Below are 21,985 nucleotides of genomic sequence, written 5' to 3'. Positions count from 1 at the left end.
GCATTTTAACACCCCAACTAAAAGATGTACGAGTAACAGAGAGGTCACGAAGCCCACCTTTTACGAAGTTAACCACTTCATTTGCACGAGAACGAGGCATAATGAAATCTTCATGTTCAGCATAATATTTGAGTAATTTGTCTTCATAATTTGAGAGTCTAAAGAAGTAACTCTCCTCTTTTACAATATTTGTACTGCGACCACAATCAGGGCAAAACTCACCATCAACAAGCTGTGTCTCAGGAAAAAAAGTTTCACAACTAACACAGTAATGACCCTCATAAAAATCTTTGTAAATATCACCTTTTTCATACATCACTTCAAATGCTTTTTGAACACCACGCATATGGTCTTCATCCGTTGTACGAATGAATTTATCATAACTAATGTCAAATTCATCCCAAAGATTTTTAAACGAAGCACTTATTTCATCTGCAAACTGTTGTGTCGGTTTATTGTTTTTTGCTGCAGACTCTTCTATTTTTTGACCATGCTCATCTGTACCTGTTAAGAAGAATGTATCTTCACCTTTTAGTCTCTCATATCTAGCCAAAGTATCGGCTATAAAAGTAGTGTAAGCATGCCCAATATGAGCCTCTCCATTTACATAGTATATAGGTGTAGTTATATATTTACTCAATTTTTTGTCCTGTAATTAAAATTCAAATCCGCCAGTATCGCCTTTTGACATACTATTATATACGGCTTTAATATATTCATCTCTTAAGTCACACTGCAAAAAAAGTTCGCACTCACTGCAACTGTTGAGATTTTTTTCTTCTTGACAAGTTTGTATTTTGATAATCATCTCATCAAGATATATTTCAAACTTATCTTTTGGTTTGTTATGCATTTTTTGCATAAACCTCTTTTACTCTTGTTGTTTCATATTTTGAACCAAAAAAGCATGGTGAAGTGTCATGAACATGTGCATATCCTAAAGACATTAAATCTTCATGCCCATTCGTAGCTTCGCCACCAGCTATTTTATATACAAACGCAAAAGGGAAAACTTCAAAAAGACGGCGTAATTTACCATTTGGCTTATCACTTGTAGCAGGATAGCTAAAGAGTCCACCACCTTTGAGAAGAATTTGATGTAAATCTGGAACCATTCCTCCAGAGTAACGCAGACGATAACCCTCTTTAAAAAATCCGTCTATCATCTCTTTATGGTAACTTTCCCAATTTTGTTGTGTTCCACCTGGAGCCATAAGTTTGCCTTTTTCATTAAGACGAATCTCTTTTACAAACTCAAATTCACCTGCTTGAAGAAGATAAAGTTTTGCTCTATTTTGTGCAAAAACCATCTCAACACGCGGTCCATAAACAACATAACAAGCAGCAACCATATTTTCAGCACCAAAATCACCATCATAAATACCAAAAATAGAACCGACACTTAAGTTTACATCTATTAAAGAAGAACCATCAAGAGGATCATATGCAATAAAATAACGCCCATCACTATGGAGTGTCTCAGCATGCTCTTTTTCTTCACTTGCAATAGTATTTATACAAGCAACTTTTGAAAATTCCTCTTCAATTACCATATCGCACTTAATGTCTAGCTCCAACTGCGTTTCACCTGAAGCATTTTCATTTTGAGAGTAACCAACATCTTTTGTATCTATTACATCTTTAATTCTTTTTGCACTTTTTTGTATTGCGTCAAATATATCATCCATTATCGTATCCTTTTTTAAATTTTTTTCGCGTTTTTAAATATCCAAGATATTACTTCATCTGCAGAATTCAAATCTAGCAGACTTACACCATCTGGAATTTTATACTCATCTAAGTTTACAGAGTTATCTACAGCTAAAGCATTCATATAGGCAAAGTAATCTTTATCTATTGTGTCTCTAAAAACACTAATGCGTGGAAGAGGTAGATTTTTCAAGCCCTCAACTAGTAAAACATCAAACTTGTCAAATAGCCTCACCATCTCATCAAGTTCGGAGTGTTTTTGTGAAAAGTAGGTCGTACGGTTTGGAGATGTAACAATAACCTCTGCACCAGTATCACTAAACTTATAACTATCTTTGCCTTCAACATCAAAACGGGCTTTATCTTTTGGGTCATGCTTTATTATGGCAACTTCTAATTTATGCTCATGAATGAGTTTTCTAGCCACCTTTAAAATTAAGGTAGTTTTACCACTATTAGAAGGTCCAGTAAATGCAACAGCTAATCTTTTATTCAATATACAACTTTTATTTAATTTTATCTTATTATACAAAAGAAGAGTTTAATTAAGATATAATTCTTACAAAAACAGGGTATAAAATGAAAATTTACATCATGCTTTTAGTATCTCTCCTCTTATTTAGTGCTTGTGCTAACAAAAATGCTTTTGATGATTTCAATATTACAAAAAAGCAAGCACTAAGTGTAGAGCAGATTCAAAGTTCAAAAATGAAAAATGAAAATGGTGTAACGGGAATTGCTACTGCTCTTTATTTGAATAATGTTGATAAAAAAGAGTTCCATGGAGATGAATATTTTTATGTATCTCTATTTATAAAGGGTTCAAAGAGTGAAGATATTCAATTTTTACTTAATTCAAAAAAACCTCTTCAAGTAAAAGCACTTACAAACACAAATAGATTTACAAAATTAACATCCCTAAACGCAACATGGCTAAAATACTATTTAGTGACATTTAATAAAGTAGAAGGTAACTTGAAATTGCAGATTAAAGATAATAACAATAGCTCAAGGCTACTGTTATTTAAAAATTTAGAGCTTGTAAAGTAGAGTAGATAAGATAACTACGATAATTTGTAGTCCCACAATAATAATAAGTGGTGCAAAATCTAAGCCACTCATATCGGTTCTCATAAATCTTCTTACAAAACTATATGCTGGGTTTGTTATTCTGTAAAGGAACTGAACAATTGGATTGTACGGATCTGGATTTACAAAGCTTAAAAGTGCTGTAATAATAATAACCCAGATATAAACATTAATAAGAGAGATAAAAATACCACCAATACCTTGTATAATTTCTATAATTGCACTCATTTTATAATTTCTCCTAAGTAGTTTTTCAAATATTTATATATTGTAGATAAATCTGAAGCATCATCTGCATTTGTAAGTAAAATGCTTAATGGTTTCAGAAAGTCTTCCTCTTGTAAGCCTGTATCATTCATAAGATATTTCTTAAAATCATCATACTCCTCAAAGTAGGGCGCTTTTTGAATACTCTCTTTTATGCTAAGAATTTGTTGCGTAAATTCTTCAGGAATCTCTTTTTGCTCAAAGATAGGAGCTATTTTTGCCTTTAACTCTTTTGTGGTAGAGATATTTTTAACATAAACTTTTGCCAACTCTCCAATATCTGCATCAGCAAAACCAACATAGCGAGAAAGTTCCTTTGCATCCATCATTTTCAGATGTTCTTGATTTATATGTTTTAGCATCTCAATATCAAAGAGAGTAGAAGAGTCTGAAATATTTTCTACACTAAACCACTCTTGTACTTCATTAAGGGTAAATATCTCTTTTGGTGTATTTATTGTAAGTGATATTATATAATTTGAAATAGCTTCTGGTAAATATCCCTCTTCTAAAAGTTCTTTAATACTTATTGATTTTTCACTTTCAATGGCAGGCAGATATGTATATTCTATCTCTTTTTCATAACCAAGAGCATCTCTTACATGCATCTGTTTTGCTGTGTCGTTTCGGTCTTTATTTTGAGATACAATTGCAGAAATATCACTGAGCATATCATCCACTGCCGCAGCAAAATTTGCTGTAGGTGTTTTATCTCTATTCATTATAATAAAACTATCAACACTATCAGGCTCAAAATTCATTATTGGCTTATCTGGTCTTGCAATTCGCACTGTAAAGGGAGCTGTATTGTCTATGACTAATTCCGCAGGTAAATTACGACAAGCATCATCATAGTAGTACTCTTCATTTTTTTCTTTTGCCTCTTCTCTCTTTTTATCTAACCAATCATCAGAACAAAAACACGAAAATGCTTTTTTCTTATGGAGAAGGTCAAGTGCCATAGCAGAGTGAAAACGAACATTTTGAGTTTCATGAAGCACCTGAGAATACTCGATGCCAAAAAGAGATAAGAGACCTAATGTCTCTTGCTCTTTTGATTCTACAAGATTTTCTTTGTCTATATCGTCAATACGGACAATAAAATCTTCATTTTTTTGTTTTGATAAAATAGAGTTAAAAAGAGCAACTCGCAACTCTTCTATATTCATATCATCAGTAGGTCTAAACGCAAATCGTAGCATTAAAATTCCTAAATATTTTTTTGTAATTTTAACAAAATTTTGATTAATTATAAGCTCTCATCTGCTAAAATACAAGCCTTAAATAAAAGGTATAACAATAATGAGCAAGAAAAAAGATTTTTTACGAACAGTAGTTGAAAATGATTTACAATCAGGTAAATACAAAGAGATAGTTACAAGATTCCCACCTGAACCAAATGGATTTCCACATATAGGGCATGCGAAGTCTATATCTATAAACTTTGGTATAGCTCGTGATTATCATGGTCATTGTAATTTAAGAATGGATGATACAAATCCTACAAAAGAAGATACAAAGTATGTTGCAGCTCTTGAAAATGCTGTAAAGTGGCTTGGATTTGATTGGGGTGAAGATTTGTACTTTACTTCCGATTATTTTTCTCAGATACACGCTTATGCAATTAAACTTATTAAAATGGGTAAAGCTTATGTTGATAGTTTAACAGAAGAGCAAATACGAGAGTATCGTGGCACTGTTACAGAAGCGGGTAAACGCAGTAAATATGCTAATCGCACTGTTGAAGAAAATTTAGACCTTTTTGAGCGCATGAAAAATGGTGAATTTAGCGATGGGGAGCATGTACTTCGTGCTAAAATAGATATGAGTGCAGCAAATATGAAGATGAGAGATCCTCTTTTATATCGTATTAGAAATGTAAATCATTTTAGAGCAGGAAATGAGTGGGCAATATACCCGATGTATGACTTTGCACACTGTCTTTCTGATTATATAGAAGGAGTTTCGCACTCTATTTGTACGCTAGAATTTGAAAATAATCGTGATATTTATAATTGGGTACTCGATACCCTAGAACTTCAACCACCTCGTCCTTATCAGTATGAATTTGCACGACTTAACATTAACTATACGGTTATGAGTAAAAGAAAACTTTTAGAGCTAGTTGAAGGCAACTATGTAAGTGGGTGGGATGACCCTCGTCTTCCTACAATTGCAGGCTACAAAAGAAGAGGCTACACGCCAGAGTCTATTTTAACTTTTTGTGATCAAATCGGTATAGCAAAAGCAAACTCTATGGTTGATGTTGCACAACTTGAATTTTGTATAAGAGATGACTTGAACAAAAAAGTACCTCGTGTTATGTGCGTTCTTGATCCCTTAAAAGTTACTATTGAAAATTATGAAGGTTTTGAAGAGATAGATGCTCCATACTACCCTCATGATGTACCAAAAGATGGCTCAAGAAAACTACCTTTTTCAAAAGAGATTTTTATACAAAGAGATGATTTTGAAGAGAATCCTCCAAAAGGATACTTCCGTCTTACACCTAATCAAGCAGTGCGATTGAGACATGCTTACATTATTAGTTGTAAAGAGATAATAAAAGATGAAAATGGAAAGATAATAGAGATAAAAGCAGAGTATTATCCAGATTCTAAAAGTGGTTCTGCTGATACCAGTGGAGTCAAAGTAAAAAGTGCCATTCAATGGGTGAGTGCAACGGATGCTAAAGAGGTAGAGATACGGCTTTATGATAGACTCTTTAAAAATGAGATACCAGAAGGCATAGAAGACCTTAATCCAGACTCTTTGAAAATCATTAAAAATGCTCTTGTTGAACCAGCTATTGTTAAAGAAAAACCTGATGAGAGATTTCAATTTGAGAGAATAGGGTATTTTTATACTGATCCAATAGATTATAGTGATGATACACCTGTCTTTAATCAAATTGTCGGCTTAAAAGATTCTTGGGGTAAAAAGACAAAAGAGAAAAAAGTTCAGCCAAAAGCACAAGCTAAACAAGTGCAAATTGATGGTGAAGTGGTAGCCATGAGTAAAGAAGAAGAAGCACTTTTTGATAAATATACAAAAGAGTTGCAACTTAATAGTGAAGTAGCAAATACTTTAGCTCGTGATAAAAAATTATCTGATTTTTTTGAAGAAGCACTTATGGAATATAATAATCCTGTCAATATTGCAAACATTGTAACAAATGAAGTAGCAAGAGAGTTAAAACAAAAAGAGCTAACAGATTTGAAATTTATTCCTCAACAGGTCGCACAACTTGTTAAAATGATAGATGATGAAACAATATCAACAAAAATTGCAAAAGATGTTTTTGAAACAATGAGTAAAAGTGGCGAAGAGCCAAAACAGATAGTAGATAGTAGGGGACTGCTACAAATAAGTGATCCAGATATTATTGCTCCTATTATAGAGGATATTATTGTGAAAAATCCTGATAATGTAGAAAAATTTAGAGCAGGAAATAAAAAACTTTTAGGTTTCTTTGTAGGTCAAGTTTTAAAAGAAACAGGTGGCAAAGCAAATCCAAAAGTTGTCAACGAACTTGTAGCAAAAAAACTTAGTGAAAAATAGATGAAGGTTACTCTTTTTGAGTAGCTTTATAATTTAATTTTTGAAATAATTTTTTATGTAGATGGTGACCCCAAGGAGAATTGAACTCCTGTAACATGGATGAAAACCATGGATCCTAACCGCTAGACGATGGGGCCATTAAAGTGAAAGTCAACTTGTTTTGTTGAGCCGAAATTATATAGATTTTATCCTTAGAAAAAGATAAAATCTACTTAAATATATGTTAGTTGTAAAAAGTACGAAGTGCTCTAATAATAACAGCATTTTTAGAAATGCTTTCAGCCTTTGCGTTGTCATTAACAGTTTCATATAGATCTAAAGGAAGAGAGATTGAAAATGTTTTTGTTTCAACTTTTTTCTTTTTGGCAACCATTGATACAACACTAGCGAGTAGTTCAATAATTTTCTTTGTATCAATTGGTTTTTGAATGAAGCTATTTACTCCAACTTCAATTGATTCAGAAATTTTTTCCATATCGTTACTTGCTGAAATAACAATAATGATTTGTGCAGGATTGATCTCACGAATTTTGCGTGAAAGTTCAATACCATCCATTCCTGACATAATAATGTCAACAAAAACAACATCTGGTTTCTCTTTTTCATAAATTTTTAGTGCAGAAGCACCATCAAAACATGAATCTACATTTGAAAAAAAGTTTTTGAATGTAGAGCTCAAAAGCTCATTTGTTACTTTTTCATCTTCTACAACCAATGCTGTAAGTTTCTTTGTTTGTTCTGTAAGTTGGATTAGGTCTAAGTTACTACTCATATTATTTCCCTTGTTTTATTTTAGAATAGGGGATTATACAATAATAATGGTAAATAACAATAACATATTGAAACATTAATATTTTAAAACAAGATATTATTTTGTTTTAAATTGTTCCAACCATTCAATATCACTCTCTTTAGAAGCTTCTTTTTGATCAAGAAGATTTCCTATAATCTGTTTTAAAGTATCATCATCCATAAATTGTAGAAGATTTGGATTAATAGAAGTCTGATGAACACCTTCATATGTGTTAAGTAGGTTTTGAATGTCATTAATTAGCTGTTCTTTTGTCGTTTTAGTATTCATTTATCTCTGATTCCCCATTAATTATTTCTATTGATTAACATAATGTAAATTCTCTTGAAAATATTTAATGCCATCTAGGTCTTCCACCTTAATAAAAGTAAGGTACAAAATAAGCCGAGTTTTGTAGTGATGGTAATTAATCTACTGCATAACTTACATTATGCCTCTAGCGAAACAATAGCTTTGTAAGACGCTAACCATCTGTTTCTTGCTGCCATGTTGGGTTTACAAGCTCTCTGTATTACTACAAAGACTGGTGGTCTCTTACACCACCCTTTCACCTTTACCACTTAAAAGTGGCAGTCTATTCTCTGTTGCACTTTCCCTCGTATTACTACGGCCATTTGTTAAATGGAACACTGTCTTACAGCAGCTCGGACTTTCCTCTTGAAATTCAAGTTACCATCTCTTGTACCTTAATGAAAGTATACATTAAATTAAAAGAAAATAATAGTGAACAAGTGTTCTTTTTATAAATATATATTATGAACGATTGTTCACTTTTTATTAAGCTAGTATTAACAACTGTTCATATACAATTAGACTTATATTAACAATCGTTCATGTTATACAAAAGGAGACATATATGCCTAAGAGTAGGGAACAAAACAGAGGTAAAGGTACAAAAGAGAAGATACTAAAAGTATCGACTACCCTCTTCTGTAAGTATGGGTATAAAGGTACAAGTGTAAGAAAAATAGCCGCCGAAGTAGGTATTAGAGAGAGTGCAATATATAATCATTACAAAAATAAAGAAGAGATATTCTTAATGGTTGCAAAAAATATATTTAGCTCCCCTTTCATATTTACAAAAGAAGAGATAACAGATTTAGCACTGCGAGGCAAACCTTTTTTACAAAAATTTACCTCACAGTATAAGATGCTTACATTTGATAAGACTAATGAAAATATGTTCCGACTACTCATGATAGAGCTTATGCAAAATCAAGAGCTTAGAGAGCAGTTTATGCGAGAATTTCATGATAAAAATATTCAATTGTTGTCTGAAGGTTTTTTTGTAATGATGCAAAATTCATTAATATGTTCTAGTGATCCGATGATGATATCTTATGAGTTTTTAAGCACCCTATTCTATCTTCGATTACAAGTGACTTTGTTAAGATTTGATGCACATTCAACAAATAATCTCTCAACACAGTTTGAAAAACATGTAGATTTTTTTTGGGAAAGTATTAAATTATAGATCTATCAACTAGCTTTTAATATTATAAAGTATTAATACTTTATAATATTAAAAGCCTTAATAAAAAAAGCAGTTCCATAAAAGGAACTGCCAAGTAACACTTTACTTTAAAAGAATAAGTTCTATTTAGTACCCATTGCATCTAAAGCATAATCTTTACCAAGTGCATAAGCTTTTTTATTTACTTCATGAACTTTTGGCGGAACTTTTGAAAGCATTGTTTCAACTAACAGCTCTTCAGGAAGAACTTTTGTCATAGTATTTGCAATTGCAAGAGCAACTACTGATTGTGTAATTACATTTCCAACTTCTTCTTTGGCTATTGTAATAATTGGAATTTCATAAATATTCCACTTCTTTTTGTCTTCATCTGAAGCATGAACAAGATTTGGATCAACTACAATAATACCACCTGATTTTACACCATTTTTAAATTGTTGGTACGATACATCAGCAACAGAAAGCATAAAATCAATTTCACCTTCATTTGCATATGGATAACGAATTTCTTCATCATCAAGAGTAATATCAACAACTGTTGCACCACCACGAACTTGAGAAGTATATGTAGCAGTCTTTAACCCATATCCACCATTTTTGATTTTACAAGCAGCCATAATTTCACCAGCAAGTAATACACCCTGCCCACCGACACCAGTAAATCTTAAAGTATCTCTCATCTATAGCTCCTTATATTTTTTTCTCAAAATCAGCTTGAGTAATTTTTCCGCGTTCGCCTTGTGCAGCTTTTTGAATTTCTGCATACATTTCACAATACTCTTCTTGTTCAACTTCTCTTAACACACCAGTTGGTAAAAGATTCTCTTTTTCTATAGGATCTTCAAGAGCTTCCCATTTTTTAAGTGGCATAGTGATACTATTAATCCAGTCTAAATTTTCCATAGCACTAGCCATTTTATTTTTACGACCAAGATTAATATGACAGTTTGAATTAACTTCAATAAAACTAAAACCTTTGTGCGAAAAAGCTTTCACTAAAACTTTTTCAAGTTTTTTAGGTTCAATCATTGTCTCACGAGCAACAAATGATGCCCCTGCCCCAATAGCTAAATTACAAGCATTGAAAGTTGGATCAATGTTACCATTTTTTTGTGAAACAGTCCAAAAACCACGAGGAGTAGTCGGAGAAGTTTGTGAATTTGTAAGACCATAAATAAAGTTATTAATTAAAATAAAATTTAAGTCAATATTACGACGACAACCATGAATAGTATGATTACCACCAATTGCTAAACCATCACCATCACCAGCAACTACAATTACATTGACATGAGGGTTAGCTAATTTAATTCCTGTTGCATAAGCAACAGTACGACCATGTGTAGTGTGTACTGTATTACAATCTATATATGAACTAAAACGACCTGAACAACCGATACCAGATACAACACATACATTTTGCATATCCCAACCCATTTTTTCAATGGCACGGATAGTAGCTTTTAAAATAACACCATCCCCACAACCCCAACACCAAAGTGTTGGCATCTTATTTACACGCAAATATTTATCATAATTAAATGCCATTACATCATCTCCTTAACTTTTGCTACCATTTCAGCAGGTGCGATTGGACGACCATTTGCTTTAAGCAAAGTAGCAAAATCATTTCTTTTAATAACTCGTTCAATTTCTTTAGAATACTGACCCATATTAAGCTCTGTCACCATAATTCTATTTTCAAATTTAGCACCTATTTCAGCAATTCTTTTAGCTGGAGACGGCCATAACATAATAGGTCTAAATAGACCAGCTTTGATACCTTCTGAACGAAGTTTTTGAACTGCTTCATAAGCACCAAGACCTATAGAACCATAAGCGATAATACAAATATCGGCATCATCTAACATATATTCTTCATAATCAGGTAGATCATCTAAACCATCATTTTCTGCTGCAACTGTATTGATTTTTCCAACAAGTCTTTCTATATTAAATTCACATTGTTCTGCATCTTCAGTTGGAAAACCTTCTACACCATGATGTAAACCAGTAACATGATACTTATAGCCCTGAAACATTGGATTTAAAACAGCTGGTTTATTCATAGGAACATCATACGGTTTATAATTCTCTGGAGAACCTTCAAATTTTTCACGAGTTACAATTGAAGCTTCAATTTCTTCCAAATCAGGAAGTATCGCTTTTCCATGCATATGCCCAATTGTTTCATCCAAAAGCATAAAAACAGGAGTCATATATTTTTCAGCTAAATTAAATGCTCTTACTGTTTCTGTATAACATTCAGATAAAGATCCTGCACATAATGTAATTGATGCATAATCACCATGAGTTGGATATTGTGCTTGTCCAATATCTGCTTGAGAAACACGAGTTGGAAGACCTGTTGATGGACCACCACGCATTACATTTACTATAACTAATGGAATTTCAGCAATAAAGCCAAGACCAATTTGTTCAGCTTTTAATGAAATACCAGGTCCAGATGTAGCTGTAAAAGATTTTACACCAGTCATAGAAGAACCTAATGCTGCTGATATACCAGCGATTTCATCTTCCATTTGTATAGCTACACCACCAACTTTTGGTAAAAGATCTGATGATACATGCATTACTTCTGAAGATGGCGTAAGAGGGTATCCACCAAAGAATTTTGCGCCTCCTTCTATAGCAGCCTTTGCACATAGTTCATTACCAGTTGAAATTACTTCTCTTGCCATTATTTAGCTCCTTCTTCTTCTAAAGACATATAATTATTTGCAACAATTGCTGCTTGTCTAGCTTTTGAATCATCTGTCAATTTTGCAAAACTTTTCCCTGCTGCTTTTAACTCTTTTCTATCTGCTACATAAATAGCAAAATCAGGACAAGATAACTCACATTCCATACAGCCTATACAAGCCTCTGGATGATCAATAGAAATCATTGCGCCGAGCGTAGATGTTTTTTCATAAACCATTCCAAGTACGCCTGATGGACATACAGAAACACAAATATCACAAGCCTTACAATTACTTGTATTTACCCAAACTGGTTGGTTTCCTGGGTTTTCAGTTTTAAAAGTTCCCATTTATTCTCCTAATTTTAAAATGTAGTTTAAGACCACATTTTACTCTAATATTTTAAAAGAGTATCTAACTTACTATAAATTTACTCTAAAGTTGTGCTGCTAGCGCCCTACATTAGTACATAATGTAACAAAATAGGGCTCACACAAAATTAAAATTACTTTTTAGCTAATACTTCGGCTACTGCTTTACCAATTTCTGCAGGACTAACAACAACTTTTACACCTGCTGCTTCAAGTGCTGCCATTTTTTCAGCTGCAGTACCTGCAGTTCCTGAAACAATTGCACCAGCGTGACCCATAGTTTTACCTTTAGGTGCAGTTTGACCAGCAATAAATGCAACAACTGGTTTAGTAATTTGTTCTTTAATAAGTTTAGCAGCTTGAATTTCAAGATCTCCACCAATTTCACCAATCATAACAATTGCTTCAGTTTCAGGATCTGCTTCAAACATTGGTAAAATTTGCTTGTATGAAAGACCAATAATAGGATCTCCACCAATACCAACAGCAGTAGTAATTCCAAAACCTTCTTTACATACTTGATTTGCACCTTCATAAGTAAGTGTACCAGATTTTGAAATTAGTCCAACATTACCTTTTTTGAAAATCATACCAGGCATAATTCCAATTTTACACTCTTCAGCAGTAATAATACCAGGGCAGTTTGGCCCAATTGTTTTCATATTATGTTTTGTTGCATAAGCTTTTGCCATTTGCATATCTTTTACTGGAGCACCTTCTGTAATAATAACGGCAAGTTCTATACCAGCCTCAGCAGCTTCCATTACAGCGTCACCAACAAATGCAGGCGGAACAAAAATCATACTTACAGTTGCACCTGTATTTTTTACAGCTTCTGCCACAGTATTGAAAACGGGTTTGCCTAAATGCTCTTGACCACCCTTGTTTGGTGTAACACCACCAACAATTTGTGTCCCATAAGCAAGACATTGCTCAGCATGAAATGAACCCTCTTTTCCTGTAAAACCTTGAACGATTACTTTTGTATCTTTATTTACTAAAATTGACATCTTTAATTATTCTCCTTTTGCAGCAGCTACAGCTTTTGCTGCACCGTCACCTAAATCATTACCAACGATTAAATTTGCTATATTTGCATTTTTAAGAATTTCAGCAGCTTCTGGTGCATTTGTACCATCAAGACGAACAATAACAGGAACATTAACATCAGTAATTTTTGTTGCTTCAATAATACCATTTGCAATACGGTCACATCTTACGATACCACCAAAAATATTTACAAAAATAGCTTTTACATTTGGATTTTTAAGAATAATCTCAAACCCTTTTGCAACAGTCTCTGCATTTGCACTACCACCAACATCCAAAAAGTTTGCAGGAGTTCCACCCATATGGTTAATTGTATCCATAGTACCCATAGCAAGTCCGGCACCATTTACCATACAACCAATTTCACCATCAAGAGCAACATAAGATAGACCATATTTAGAAGCTTCAACTTCATCTGGATCTTCTTCGCTTAAATCTCTCATCGCTGCAATATCAGGATGACGACCAAGAGCAGAATTATCAAATCCCATTTTACCATCTAGTGCTAAAAATTCACCATTTCCAGTTCTTACAAGTGGATTTATTTCTATTAATTCTGCATCATTATCCATATATAATTTATAAAGTTTTGATGCAAAACTAATAATGTTTTTTTTTTTTTTTTTATCTGTAATTCCAAGACCAAATGCTAACTCTCGTCCATGAAATCCTTGAAAACCAATAGATGGATCAACTGGAACTGTAATGATTTTTTCAGGAGTTTTTTCAGCAACATCCTCAATATTCATTCCACCTTCAGTAGATGCCATAATTAAAGGCATTTCCAATTTTCTATCTAAAACAACAGAAAGATAAAATTCATCTTTAATATCTGCTCCATCTTCAATGTAAAGCTTTTGAACAAGTTTACCTTCTGCAGTAGTTTGATGTGTTACCAAAGTCATTCCAAGTATTTCATTTGCTAACTCTTCAACTTCTTCAAGACTTTTAGCAAGTTTTACACCGCCACCAAGACCACGACCACCTGCATGAATTTGTGCTTTTACAACCCATACTGGACCACCTAACTGCTCAGCAGCAGTAACTGCATCCTTAACGCTTTCAACCATTATACCTTTTGGTGTTGGAACACCATACTTAGCAAAAATTTGTTTTGCTTGATACTCATGTACATTCATTTAATCTCCTTATTTTAAATTAGTTTTTTTTGCACTAGTACTATGCTTTTGGTGCAATCATCTCTTCTGGCTTAACATACTCATCAAATTGTTCAGCAGTTAAAAGACCAAGCTCAATTGCAGTCTCTTTAAGTGTTGAGTTATTTGCATGCGCAGTTTTTGCAATTTTTGCTGCGTTTTCATATCCAATATATGGATTAAGTGCTGTTACTAACATAAGTGAATTATTTAAGTAGTAATCAATTTTATCTTCAACTGGTTTTATACCAACTGCAGCATTATCATTAAATGAAACAATTGAATCACTTAAAAGTCTTACTGATTGTAAGAAATTATACGCAATTACAGGTTTAAATACATTTAACTCAAAATTACCTTGAGAAGCGGCAAAACCAATAGTAGCATCATTACCCATAACTTGACAAGTTACCATTGTAACGGCTTCACTCTGTGTAGGATTTACTTTTCCTGGCATAATTGAAGAACCTGGCTCATTGGCAGGAATTTCTATCTCCCCTATTCCACATCTAGGACCAGATGCCAACCATCTTACATCATTTGCTATTTTCATCATATCTGCAGAGAGTGCTTTAAGTGCACCATGAGCAAAGACAAGTGCATCATGAGATGTTAGTGCATGAAATTTATTTGGTGCTGTAATAAAGTCATGTCCTGTAAGCTCTGAAAGTTTTTTAGCAACTCTTTCACCAAGTTCAGGATGTGCATTAAGCCCTGTTCCAACAGCAGTTCCACCAAGTGCAAGTTCTCTTACAGCATCTAGTGAATCTTTTGCCATTTTTTCAGATTTATTAAGCATCTCTACCCAACCACTAATCTCTTGGCCAAGAGTTAAAGGTGTAGCATCTTGAAGATGTGTGCGTCCAATTTTTACAATATGAGCAAATTCCTCACTTTTTGCTTGAAGTGTAGCTTTTAATTTTGCAATAGCAGGTAAAAGTTGTTCTTCAACAGCAATAACAGAAGCTACATGAAGTGCAGTCGGATAAGTATCATTTGAAGATTGTGATTTGTTTACATCATCATTTGGATGAACAAGTTTTTCTACTCTAAAATCACCACCTAAAATTTCTGTGGCACGATTTGCAAGAACTTCATTGTTGTTCATATTTGATTGTGTACCTGAACCAGTTTGCCATACAACTAAAGGGTAATTTCCATCAAGTTTACCCGCAAGCATGTCATCAGCAGCCTGTGCTATTGCATCTGCTTTTTTTGCATCAAGCTTCCCTAAATCTTTGTTTACAAGAGCTACTGCCTTTTTTAAATATGAAAATGCACGAGTAATTTCATACGGCATTGTCTCTGCACCAATTTTAAAGTTCTGCACACTACGCTGTGTTTGAGCACCCCAATAAGCATCAACAGGAACTTCTACCTCGCCCATTGTATCTTTTTCAATACGAGTTTTCATCTATTTATTCTCCTTTAAAAAAATTGTTTGATTTTAATGTATCAATAAGTCCTTTTACAGAACTACATGACTGAGCAAACATTTTATTTTCTTTATCATCTAATGTAACTTCGATGATTTTTTCAGCACCTTTTGCACCTAACATTACAGGCACACCAGATACAACATCACTATAACCATATTCACCTTCAAGACAAACAGCACATGGATGAATCTGTTTTGTATCTTTAAGAATTGCATCAACCATAATAGCTGCAGATTTTGCCGGAGCATAATACGCTGAGCCAGTTTTAAGATAACCAACAATTTCAGCCCCGCCATGGCGCGTACGATCTACTATCTCATCTATTTCCGTTTGGCTCAAAACATCAGTCAAAGGAACACCAGCTACAGTTGAATAACGAGGCAAAGGAACCATATCGTCACCATGCCCACCCATAACTGAAGCACGAATTTGTCCTCCGCCGTAACCTAATTTTTCTTGTATAAACGCAGCCATACGAGAACTATCAAGAATTCCTGCCATACCAATCACTCTACTTCTTTCAAATCCACTCTCTTTAAGAGCAACATAAGTCATGGCATCGAGAGGATTTGAAACCATAATGATGATAGCTTGAGGAGAGTATTTTGCAACACCCAGCACTACCTCTTTTGTAATCTTCGCATTTATCATAAGTAAATCATCACGGCTCATACCTGGTAGTCTTGGGCTTCCAGCAGTAATTACTACAACATCACAATCTACAAGATCAGACATCTCTTCAGCAACAGAAACCACAGTATGACTTCTAACAGCAGAGGCAGCTTGAGACATATCTAACGCTTTTCCCTTTGCTACATCAATTTTATTATCACGCAAAATAATCTCATGACAAGATCCTTGCATAGCAAGAGAGTATGCTACTGTTGCGCCAACATTCCCTGCTCCTACAATACCTACTCTTTTTCCTTGACTCATATACGCTCCTTTAAATTAAATTACTTAGATCGAATCTATAATAGCATTCAAAGTAGCAGATGGACGCATTGCCGCAATAACTTTTGCATTATCTGGACGATAATAACCACCAATATCTTTTGCTCCACCTTCAGAAGCTAAAAGTTCAGCAATAATTTTTTCTTCATTCTCAATAAGTGCTTTTGCAATAGGACGAAATTTAGCAGAGAGTTCAGCATTATCACTATCAGCTAAATCTTGCGCCCAGTATTGAGCTACAAAAAAATGAGAAGCTTTATTGTCTGGCTCACCAACTTTTCTTGAAGGAGCTTTATTGTTGTCAAGGTATCTATTGTTCGCAACATCTAATGCAGCAGTAACAGCTTCCAATTTTTCATCTGGATGTTTTTGTTCAATGTATCTTAAAGATTCAGCAAGTGCTAAAAACTCACCTAGAGAATCCCATCTTAAATGCCCTTCTGAAAGAAATTGATCAACATGTTTAGGAGCAGAACCACCAGCACCAGTTTCAAAAAGACCACCACCAGCTAACAATGGCACAATTGATAACATTTTTGCAGATGTTCCAAGCTCTAAAATTGGATACATATCAGTTAAATAGTCACGAAGAACATTACCAGTTACAGCAATACTATTTTTTCCTTCTCTTACACGAGCATTAGAAAATTTTGTAGCTTCTTCTACTTCCATAATACGAATATCTAAGCCTTCAGTATCATGTAGTTTTAAATATTCATTCACTTTTTTAATCATATTTGCATCATGAGCGCGATTTTCATCTAACCAGAAAATTGTTGGTACTTTTTCAATTCTAGCTCTCTCTACTGCAAGGCGAACCCAGTCTTTGATTGGAATATCTTTCGCACGAGACATTCTCCAAATATCACCTTTTTCAACTTTATGACTCATAAGAACATTACCCACAGCATCTTTTACTTCCATAATGCCATCTTCTGCTACTTCAACAGTAGTTGGGTGAGAACCATACTCTTCAGCTTTTTGTGCCATAAGACCAACATTTGCAACAGAACCCATAGTAGTTACATCATATTGACCATTTTTTACACAATCTTCAACCATTGGACGGTAAAAATTAGCATAACAACGGTCTGGAATTACAGCGACACACTCTTCAGTTTTACCATCCTTGTTCCACATTTTTCCACCATCACGAATAACAACAGGAAGTGAAGCATCAATAATAATATCATTTGAAGCATGCAAGTTTGTTATACCATTATCGCTATCAACCATAGCAACATTTACATCACCGTTATTTATAACATTTTTAATTGCTACTAAAATTTCATCTTTTTTATCTGAATTTTCCAGTTTTTTCTCTAAATCACCAAGACCGAGATTCGCATTAACACCAAGTTTTTCAAATTCATCTGCATATTTAGTAAATACATCTTCAAAGAATACTTCAACAGCATGACCAAACATAATTGGATCAGATACTTTCATCATTGTTGCTTTTAAATGAAGAGACCATAACACACCATTCTCTTTTGCTCTTTGAATTGATTCCTTATAAAACTTACGCAATGCCTTCGCAGATAAAAATGTACCATCTAAAATCTCTTTGTCTTTTGCATCAACATTCTTAATTACTTTACCATTAAGTTCAATAGTTACATTTTGTTCACCATCAATAATCACAGATTGTTCATTTGCATAAAAATCATCTGATGACATTGAATCTACATAAGTTTTAGCATTTTCTGCAAAAGGACGTAATTTATGTGGATTTTTCTTAGCAAAATTTTTAACTGCCAGTGCTGCACGACGATCCGAGTTTCCTTCACGAAGGACAGGATTAACTGCTGAGCCAAGACAAGTAGCATATTTTGCTTGAAGCGCTTTTTCTTCTTCACTCTGTGCATGTTCAGGATACTCTGGTAAAGCATATCCTTTCGATTGAAGTTCTGCAATACACTCTTTAAGTTGAGGAATTGATGCAGAAATATTTGGAAGTTTAATGATATTCCCTTCTGGTTGCTGTACAACTTCACCCAAATATGCTAATTCATTAGCCATCTTTTGATCTTCTTTTAAGTAGTCTGCCATAGTAGCAATAACTCTAGCTGATAAAGATATATCTCTCTCTTCTACTTCTATACCAGCACTCTTTGTAAAAGCTTGTACAATTGGTAGTAATGAATATGTTGCTAAAGCCGGAGCTTCATCAATTTTAGTCCAAATGATTTTTGACATTGTTCGTCCTCATAGTTATATTGTTTAGATTCATAAATCTTGCAATCCATGAATTTTGTAACTTCAATAATAACACTAAGATATATAATATAGATAAAGCTCATAAAAATAAGTAAAGATATTTTAAATATGTTTCATTTTGTAGCATGCCTTATGTTGCGTAAATGTGTAGAATAGTTACATGCAAATTTATGTGTTCCCAATTTTGATTTTACAAAGTAAAGATAGTCTGTTTTCGCTGGAAATATCGCAGCTTTAATCGCTTCAAACCCAACATTACATACAGGGATTTTAGGAACACCCTTATGTTTATATGTGTTGTATATACTCATATCTTCTCTAATCCTCTTAGGGGTTACTTTAATATGCGAATATTTTCCATAATTTAGTGTGCCATCCATCTGCAATTTCATACCTTTTTTCAAGCGATTATAGATTACAGAGCTTATTATAGGCATTTCAGCGTTATTCGCTGATTCTTTTTGAATAATAGATGCAAGTGCTACATAATGAAACCATTTTTTTTGATTGTATGTGCCAAAAATCTTATAAGAGAGCTCTTTTGTTTTGCGTAACGAGAGTCTAAGCAGAAGTTTTATTACAGTCGATTCATTTATGCCTATTGGTAACTGATAAGTATCTGGTACCAATACACCTTCACTAAAAGGTGATTGATGCTTATACTCTTTTTGTAAGGTTGCTGCGTTTAGATTTAGTTTTTTTGCTAATTTATTCAAAAAAATATATGTTGTCTCACCTGGAATAAGTGTTACTTTTTGTAGTGCAGCTTTGGAAGTAGTTAATTTATATAAAAAATCTGCTTTTGTATTGCTCGTTGTTTTTAAATTAATCCACCCATTTTGTGGTGATCCTATTAGCCTTAAAAAGTATGCATCTAATTTATTTACATCATAATGATTTCGCTCTAATTGTGCTATAATTTGATTTATAGAACCCTTCGGTATATAGAGTATTTTAGGGGTTTGAATTGGCTTATTTAGGTAGTACATGAGAGATAGAGTTATTATTAAAATTATATCGAAAATATACATGAGTATTGTGAGTCTTTTTTCTTTCATAATTCTCTTTCTAGTCTTTTTATTTTTTGTTTTACAAAATGGATTATATCTTGATAATCTCCATATATCAAATTTTTATCTTAAAAACAGTTATATTAGACTTGATGATAAACTTCATATTGTCATAGATGACGTAAAAATCAGACAACAAACGGCATCTAGTAAAAGACTAAGCTTTGAAGAGATTAATAACTATTTAAAATTAATTCCTAAAATCATACCATATATAGGTACTCTTACTATTAGTAAAATTGAAGTAGATGATTTTACAGCTAATTTTGATTACTCTTCAAAGAAGAAAGGATTACTTCATTTTCACTACAAAGACATAATTAATTGTAATGCTGTACTTTTTACAAAGAATAGTAACTTAGCTATTCATATTCAAGATTTAAATAGTAGCAAATATAAAACTAGCATCAGTGGAAATATTGTTATAAACACTACTACTTTAAAACAATATACAAAACTAAATATTTTACTCAATAATGATGCAAATTTGACTCTAAATGCTATATCTAATGAAAATCATCTACGCTACACTATAAAATCACATAATGATATTCAAAATATTAAAGCTCTACTTAATCTTATTCCTTTTAATAAAGATGTTAAGTACTGGGCAAATGATGCAATTGAAGCGAAATATGTAACAATAAAAAAAGTGAATGGGGAAATCAACTTTAACGACTTAAGTAATGCCTATAAACATATATATTTGAACGCAGTAGTTCATTCTTTAAAATATAGATACAATCCTATGCTTGCAGTTATTGATAGCAAACAAACAGAGTTAGAATTTAAAAATGGTGTTCTTTATATTAAACCAAGAAAAGCATATACATATAATACATACTTAAAAAATAGTTGGTTAAAAATTGACTTTACAAAAAAACATGAATTTTTAGATCTCTATTTGCACTTAGATGGAAGGCTAAATGATGATATTTTGCATCTTCTATCTGTATATAAAATAATATTGCCGCTAAAACAAAATAGTGGTGTAATAAATACAAACTTGCATTTGAATGTAGATTTACGAACGATTCAAGTCAATGTTGATGGAGACTTTTCACTCAAAAAAGCAAATGTTGACTATATAGGCCTTAATCTCAATCTTTTTAATAGTCATATTCATCTACATAATAGTAATGTGACAATTGATAAAATGCAGATAAAATATCAAAATATTCTCGATACAAATTTAAGTGCTGCTTATAATGTTAAAACAAAGCTAGGTGACATTCGCTTTAAAGTCAATAATATCAGATATAAAGGATTGAAACTTGATAGGTCAAACTCAAAACTTCATATTTTATATCACCTCTCAAAAAACAAAAAATTCTTACATTTAAGTAAATCACAATGGAAATATAAGAATCAAGCAATAACAGTTAATGCCTTTTCCATGCCTTATGATATTCATGATACCACAATTGCACTACCTCCTGTAATGATTAGTACTAAAGATATTGCACAAGCATTTGTGAGTGGCAATGTAAATATAAAGAATAAACATCTAAATTTTGACATAGACCTCTTTAATCTTAATTATGAAGGCTTGAAACTTGAGCAAACAGATGTCCATCTCAGCGCAAAATACGATACTAAATTTACTCTAAACGCAGCGAATGATATTTACATATCTATTAATGGTTCACAATATAAAATCAAGAAACTTCAGATGATTTTTGATGACAAAAGTGTCAAATTACAACCTACTTCAATTGAAATCGGCAAATATATAAGTACTAAAATTTATGCAAAACATCTCTTTGATTCTAATCAAGTAGATATTAGACTGAATAATTTCATACTAAAGAGTCCAAGAACACAAAGAATTCTCTATAATAATAAAAAGATTAAAGTGCAAGCATTTTTTAGTGACAAAAACATTACAATTAAATCTTCTCAGCTCGATGCCACATTTTTTTCAGATAAAGAAAAATGGGGGCTTAATCTATTTTCATTAGATAGAATAGCAAAAAATTCAGATATTTTAAAACAGTTAAATATTTCTAGTGGTGTAGTAAGTTTTTATAAAAAAAGTAATCAAACAAGTACAAAATTCCAAGCAAATATTATCTATCCATATTCAATACTTATGGATAAAAACAAGCAA

22 protein-coding genes, 1 tRNA gene and 1 other RNA gene are annotated in these 21,985 nt (G+C 32.8%); 4 read left to right on the top strand and 20 right to left on the bottom strand.

What is annotated here, in order from left to right:
- The 4 genes from MVY38_RS08400 to mobB form a co-directional block, all read right to left on the bottom strand.
- Positions 1 to 640 (bottom strand): class I tRNA ligase family protein (locus MVY38_RS08400; RefSeq protein WP_297485198.1); only part of this gene is annotated, 640 nt, incomplete at its 3' end.
- 15 nt (positions 641 to 655) lie between these two features.
- Entirely contained in the window at positions 656 to 862 is a 207-nt protein-coding gene (locus MVY38_RS08395) for a hypothetical protein (RefSeq protein WP_297431150.1), read from the bottom strand.
- The gene (locus tag MVY38_RS08390; protein ID WP_297485200.1) at positions 846 to 1,691 is read right to left on the bottom strand and encodes a class 1 fructose-bisphosphatase; all 846 of its coding nucleotides are present in this window, start codon (positions 1,689 to 1,691) and stop codon (positions 846 to 848) included. Before MVY38_RS08390 ends, MVY38_RS08395 begins: the two co-directional genes overlap by 17 nt.
- An 11-nt stretch (positions 1,692 to 1,702) precedes the next feature.
- Positions 1,703 to 2,206 carry a molybdopterin-guanine dinucleotide biosynthesis protein B gene (mobB, locus tag MVY38_RS08385; protein WP_297485196.1) on the bottom strand — a complete coding sequence of 168 codons (504 nt, stop codon included), beginning with the start codon at positions 2,204 to 2,206 and terminating at the stop codon, positions 1,703 to 1,705.
- 83 nt (positions 2,207 to 2,289) lie between these two features.
- Between mobB and MVY38_RS08380 the strand changes: the two genes are divergently transcribed.
- Positions 2,290 to 2,760, top strand: coding sequence for a hypothetical protein (locus tag MVY38_RS08380; RefSeq protein ID WP_297485194.1), 471 nt, complete (start codon positions 2,290 to 2,292; stop codon positions 2,758 to 2,760).
- Here the strand turns inward: MVY38_RS08380 and MVY38_RS08375 are convergent.
- Together MVY38_RS08375 and MVY38_RS08370 are read right to left on the bottom strand one after the other, a co-directional pair.
- On the bottom strand, positions 2,743 to 3,027 hold the full coding sequence (locus MVY38_RS08375; protein ID WP_297485192.1) for a YggT family protein: 285 nt from the start codon (positions 3,025 to 3,027) through the stop codon (positions 2,743 to 2,745). The two genes, MVY38_RS08380 and MVY38_RS08375, sit on opposite strands and share 18 nt — an antisense overlap.
- Complete coding sequence (locus MVY38_RS08370; RefSeq protein ID WP_297485190.1) at positions 3,024 to 4,268, bottom strand: glutamate--tRNA ligase family protein; 1,245 nt, start codon at positions 4,266 to 4,268, stop codon at positions 3,024 to 3,026. Before MVY38_RS08370 ends, MVY38_RS08375 begins: the two co-directional genes overlap by 4 nt.
- Before the next feature lie 100 nt (positions 4,269 to 4,368).
- Here MVY38_RS08370 and MVY38_RS08365 point away from each other — a divergent pair, with 100 nt between their 5' ends.
- Positions 4,369 to 6,627, top strand: a complete 2,259-nt coding sequence (locus MVY38_RS08365) for a glutamine--tRNA ligase/YqeY domain fusion protein (protein ID WP_297485188.1) — start codon at positions 4,369 to 4,371, stop codon at positions 6,625 to 6,627.
- Between the two features lie 62 nt (positions 6,628 to 6,689).
- On the opposite strand, the gene MVY38_RS08360 is transcribed toward MVY38_RS08365, so the two are convergent.
- The 4 genes from MVY38_RS08360 to rnpB form a co-directional block, all read right to left on the bottom strand.
- Positions 6,690 to 6,764 (bottom strand) — tRNA-Glu (locus MVY38_RS08360).
- Between the two features lie 86 nt (positions 6,765 to 6,850).
- On the bottom strand, positions 6,851 to 7,399 hold the full coding sequence (locus MVY38_RS08355; protein ID WP_297485187.1) for a response regulator: 549 nt from the start codon (positions 7,397 to 7,399) through the stop codon (positions 6,851 to 6,853).
- Between the two features lie 96 nt (positions 7,400 to 7,495).
- A complete protein-coding gene (locus MVY38_RS08350) occupies positions 7,496 to 7,708 on the bottom strand; it encodes a hypothetical protein (protein ID WP_297485186.1) in 213 nt (70 codons plus the stop codon).
- A 94-nt stretch (positions 7,709 to 7,802) separates the two neighbouring features.
- Positions 7,803 to 8,127: RNase P RNA component class A (gene rnpB / locus MVY38_RS08345), an RNA gene on the bottom strand.
- Positions 8,128 to 8,294: 167 nt separating this feature from the next.
- Between rnpB and MVY38_RS08340 the strand changes: the two genes are divergently transcribed.
- Entirely contained in the window at positions 8,295 to 8,912 is a 618-nt protein-coding gene (locus MVY38_RS08340) for a TetR/AcrR family transcriptional regulator (protein ID WP_297485184.1), read from the top strand.
- 122 nt (positions 8,913 to 9,034) lie between these two features.
- Here the strand turns inward: MVY38_RS08340 and MVY38_RS08335 are convergent, their stop codons facing one another.
- The 10 genes from MVY38_RS08335 to mltG form a co-directional block, all read right to left on the bottom strand.
- On the bottom strand, positions 9,035 to 9,592 hold the full coding sequence (locus tag MVY38_RS08335; RefSeq protein WP_297485181.1) for a 2-oxoacid:acceptor oxidoreductase family protein: 558 nt from the start codon (positions 9,590 to 9,592) through the stop codon (positions 9,035 to 9,037).
- 10 nt (positions 9,593 to 9,602) lie between these two features.
- Entirely contained in the window at positions 9,603 to 10,460 is an 858-nt protein-coding gene (locus MVY38_RS08330) for a 2-oxoglutarate ferredoxin oxidoreductase subunit beta (RefSeq protein ID WP_297485179.1), read from the bottom strand.
- Positions 10,460 to 11,614, bottom strand: coding sequence for a 2-oxoglutarate synthase subunit alpha (locus MVY38_RS08325; RefSeq protein WP_297485177.1), 1,155 nt, complete (start codon positions 11,612 to 11,614; stop codon positions 10,460 to 10,462). Before MVY38_RS08325 ends, MVY38_RS08330 begins: the two co-directional genes overlap by 1 nt.
- A complete protein-coding gene (locus MVY38_RS08320; protein ID WP_297485175.1) occupies positions 11,614 to 11,964 on the bottom strand; it encodes a 4Fe-4S dicluster domain-containing protein in 351 nt (116 codons plus the stop codon). Before MVY38_RS08320 ends, MVY38_RS08325 begins: the two co-directional genes overlap by 1 nt.
- Before the next feature lie 155 nt (positions 11,965 to 12,119).
- Positions 12,120 to 12,995 (bottom strand): succinate--CoA ligase subunit alpha, encoded by an 876-nt coding sequence (sucD, locus tag MVY38_RS08315; protein ID WP_297433814.1) that lies wholly within the window; start codon positions 12,993 to 12,995, stop codon positions 12,120 to 12,122.
- A 6-nt stretch (positions 12,996 to 13,001) separates the two neighbouring features.
- Entirely contained in the window at positions 13,002 to 14,174 is a 1,173-nt protein-coding gene (gene sucC / locus MVY38_RS08310; protein WP_297485173.1) for an ADP-forming succinate--CoA ligase subunit beta, read from the bottom strand.
- A 40-nt stretch (positions 14,175 to 14,214) separates the two neighbouring features.
- A complete protein-coding gene (fumC, locus tag MVY38_RS08305; RefSeq protein WP_297485171.1) occupies positions 14,215 to 15,606 on the bottom strand; it encodes a class II fumarate hydratase in 1,392 nt (463 codons plus the stop codon).
- Positions 15,607 to 15,610: 4 nt separating this feature from the next.
- The gene (gene mdh / locus MVY38_RS08300; RefSeq protein ID WP_297485169.1) at positions 15,611 to 16,567 is read right to left on the bottom strand and encodes a malate dehydrogenase; all 957 of its coding nucleotides are present in this window, start codon (positions 16,565 to 16,567) and stop codon (positions 15,611 to 15,613) included.
- Between the two features lie 24 nt (positions 16,568 to 16,591).
- Positions 16,592 to 18,784 (bottom strand): NADP-dependent isocitrate dehydrogenase, encoded by a 2,193-nt coding sequence (locus MVY38_RS08295; RefSeq protein WP_297485167.1) that lies wholly within the window; start codon positions 18,782 to 18,784, stop codon positions 16,592 to 16,594.
- 134 nt (positions 18,785 to 18,918) lie between these two features.
- Positions 18,919 to 19,794, bottom strand: coding sequence for an endolytic transglycosylase MltG (gene mltG, locus MVY38_RS08290; protein ID WP_297485165.1), 876 nt, complete (start codon positions 19,792 to 19,794; stop codon positions 18,919 to 18,921).
- Positions 19,795 to 19,843: 49 nt separating this feature from the next.
- On the opposite strand from mltG, the gene MVY38_RS08285 reads away from it, so the two are divergent.
- Positions 19,844 to 21,985, top strand: a 2,142-nt coding sequence (locus tag MVY38_RS08285) for a DUF3971 domain-containing protein (protein ID WP_297485163.1), incomplete at its 3' end; no start/stop codon positions are given.

The sequence above is a fragment of the Sulfurimonas sp. genome, from assembly GCF_027056685.1.
Classification (GTDB): domain Bacteria; phylum Campylobacterota; class Campylobacteria; order Campylobacterales; family Sulfurimonadaceae; genus Sulfurimonas.
This window is presented reverse-complemented; position numbering and strand designations above follow the sequence as displayed.

Coding starts and splice junctions, on each gene's coding strand:
- MVY38_RS08395 (WP_297431150.1), bottom strand. CDS start 862: ATGCAAAAAATGCATAACAAACCAAAAGATAAGTTTGAAATATATCTT.
- mltG (WP_297485165.1), bottom strand. CDS start 19,794: ATGTACTACCTAAATAAGCCAATTCAAACCCCTAAAATACTCTATATA.
- sucC (WP_297485173.1), bottom strand. CDS start 14,174: ATGAATGTACATGAGTATCAAGCAAAACAAATTTTTGCTAAGTATGGT.
- MVY38_RS08320 (WP_297485175.1), bottom strand. CDS start 11,964: ATGGGAACTTTTAAAACTGAAAACCCAGGAAACCAACCAGTTTGGGTA.
- MVY38_RS08370 (WP_297485190.1), bottom strand. CDS start 4,268: ATGCTACGATTTGCGTTTAGACCTACTGATGATATGAATATAGAAGAG.
- sucD (WP_297433814.1), bottom strand. CDS start 12,995: ATGTCAATTTTAGTAAATAAAGATACAAAAGTAATCGTTCAAGGTTTT.
- fumC (WP_297485171.1), bottom strand. CDS start 15,606: ATGAAAACTCGTATTGAAAAAGATACAATGGGCGAGGTAGAAGTTCCT.
- MVY38_RS08325 (WP_297485177.1), bottom strand. CDS start 11,614: ATGGCAAGAGAAGTAATTTCAACTGGTAATGAACTATGTGCAAAGGCT.
- MVY38_RS08380 (WP_297485194.1), top strand. CDS start 2,290: ATGAAAATTTACATCATGCTTTTAGTATCTCTCCTCTTATTTAGTGCT.
- MVY38_RS08295 (WP_297485167.1), bottom strand. CDS start 18,784: ATGTCAAAAATCATTTGGACTAAAATTGATGAAGCTCCGGCTTTAGCA.
- MVY38_RS08340 (WP_297485184.1), top strand. CDS start 8,295: ATGCCTAAGAGTAGGGAACAAAACAGAGGTAAAGGTACAAAAGAGAAG.
- mdh (WP_297485169.1), bottom strand. CDS start 16,567: ATGAGTCAAGGAAAAAGAGTAGGTATTGTAGGAGCAGGGAATGTTGGC.
- MVY38_RS08330 (WP_297485179.1), bottom strand. CDS start 10,460: ATGGCATTTAATTATGATAAATATTTGCGTGTAAATAAGATGCCAACA.
- MVY38_RS08350 (WP_297485186.1), bottom strand. CDS start 7,708: ATGAATACTAAAACGACAAAAGAACAGCTAATTAATGACATTCAAAAC.
- MVY38_RS08365 (WP_297485188.1), top strand. CDS start 4,369: ATGAGCAAGAAAAAAGATTTTTTACGAACAGTAGTTGAAAATGATTTA.
- MVY38_RS08335 (WP_297485181.1), bottom strand. CDS start 9,592: ATGAGAGATACTTTAAGATTTACTGGTGTCGGTGGGCAGGGTGTATTA.
- MVY38_RS08375 (WP_297485192.1), bottom strand. CDS start 3,027: ATGAGTGCAATTATAGAAATTATACAAGGTATTGGTGGTATTTTTATC.
- MVY38_RS08355 (WP_297485187.1), bottom strand. CDS start 7,399: ATGAGTAGTAACTTAGACCTAATCCAACTTACAGAACAAACAAAGAAA.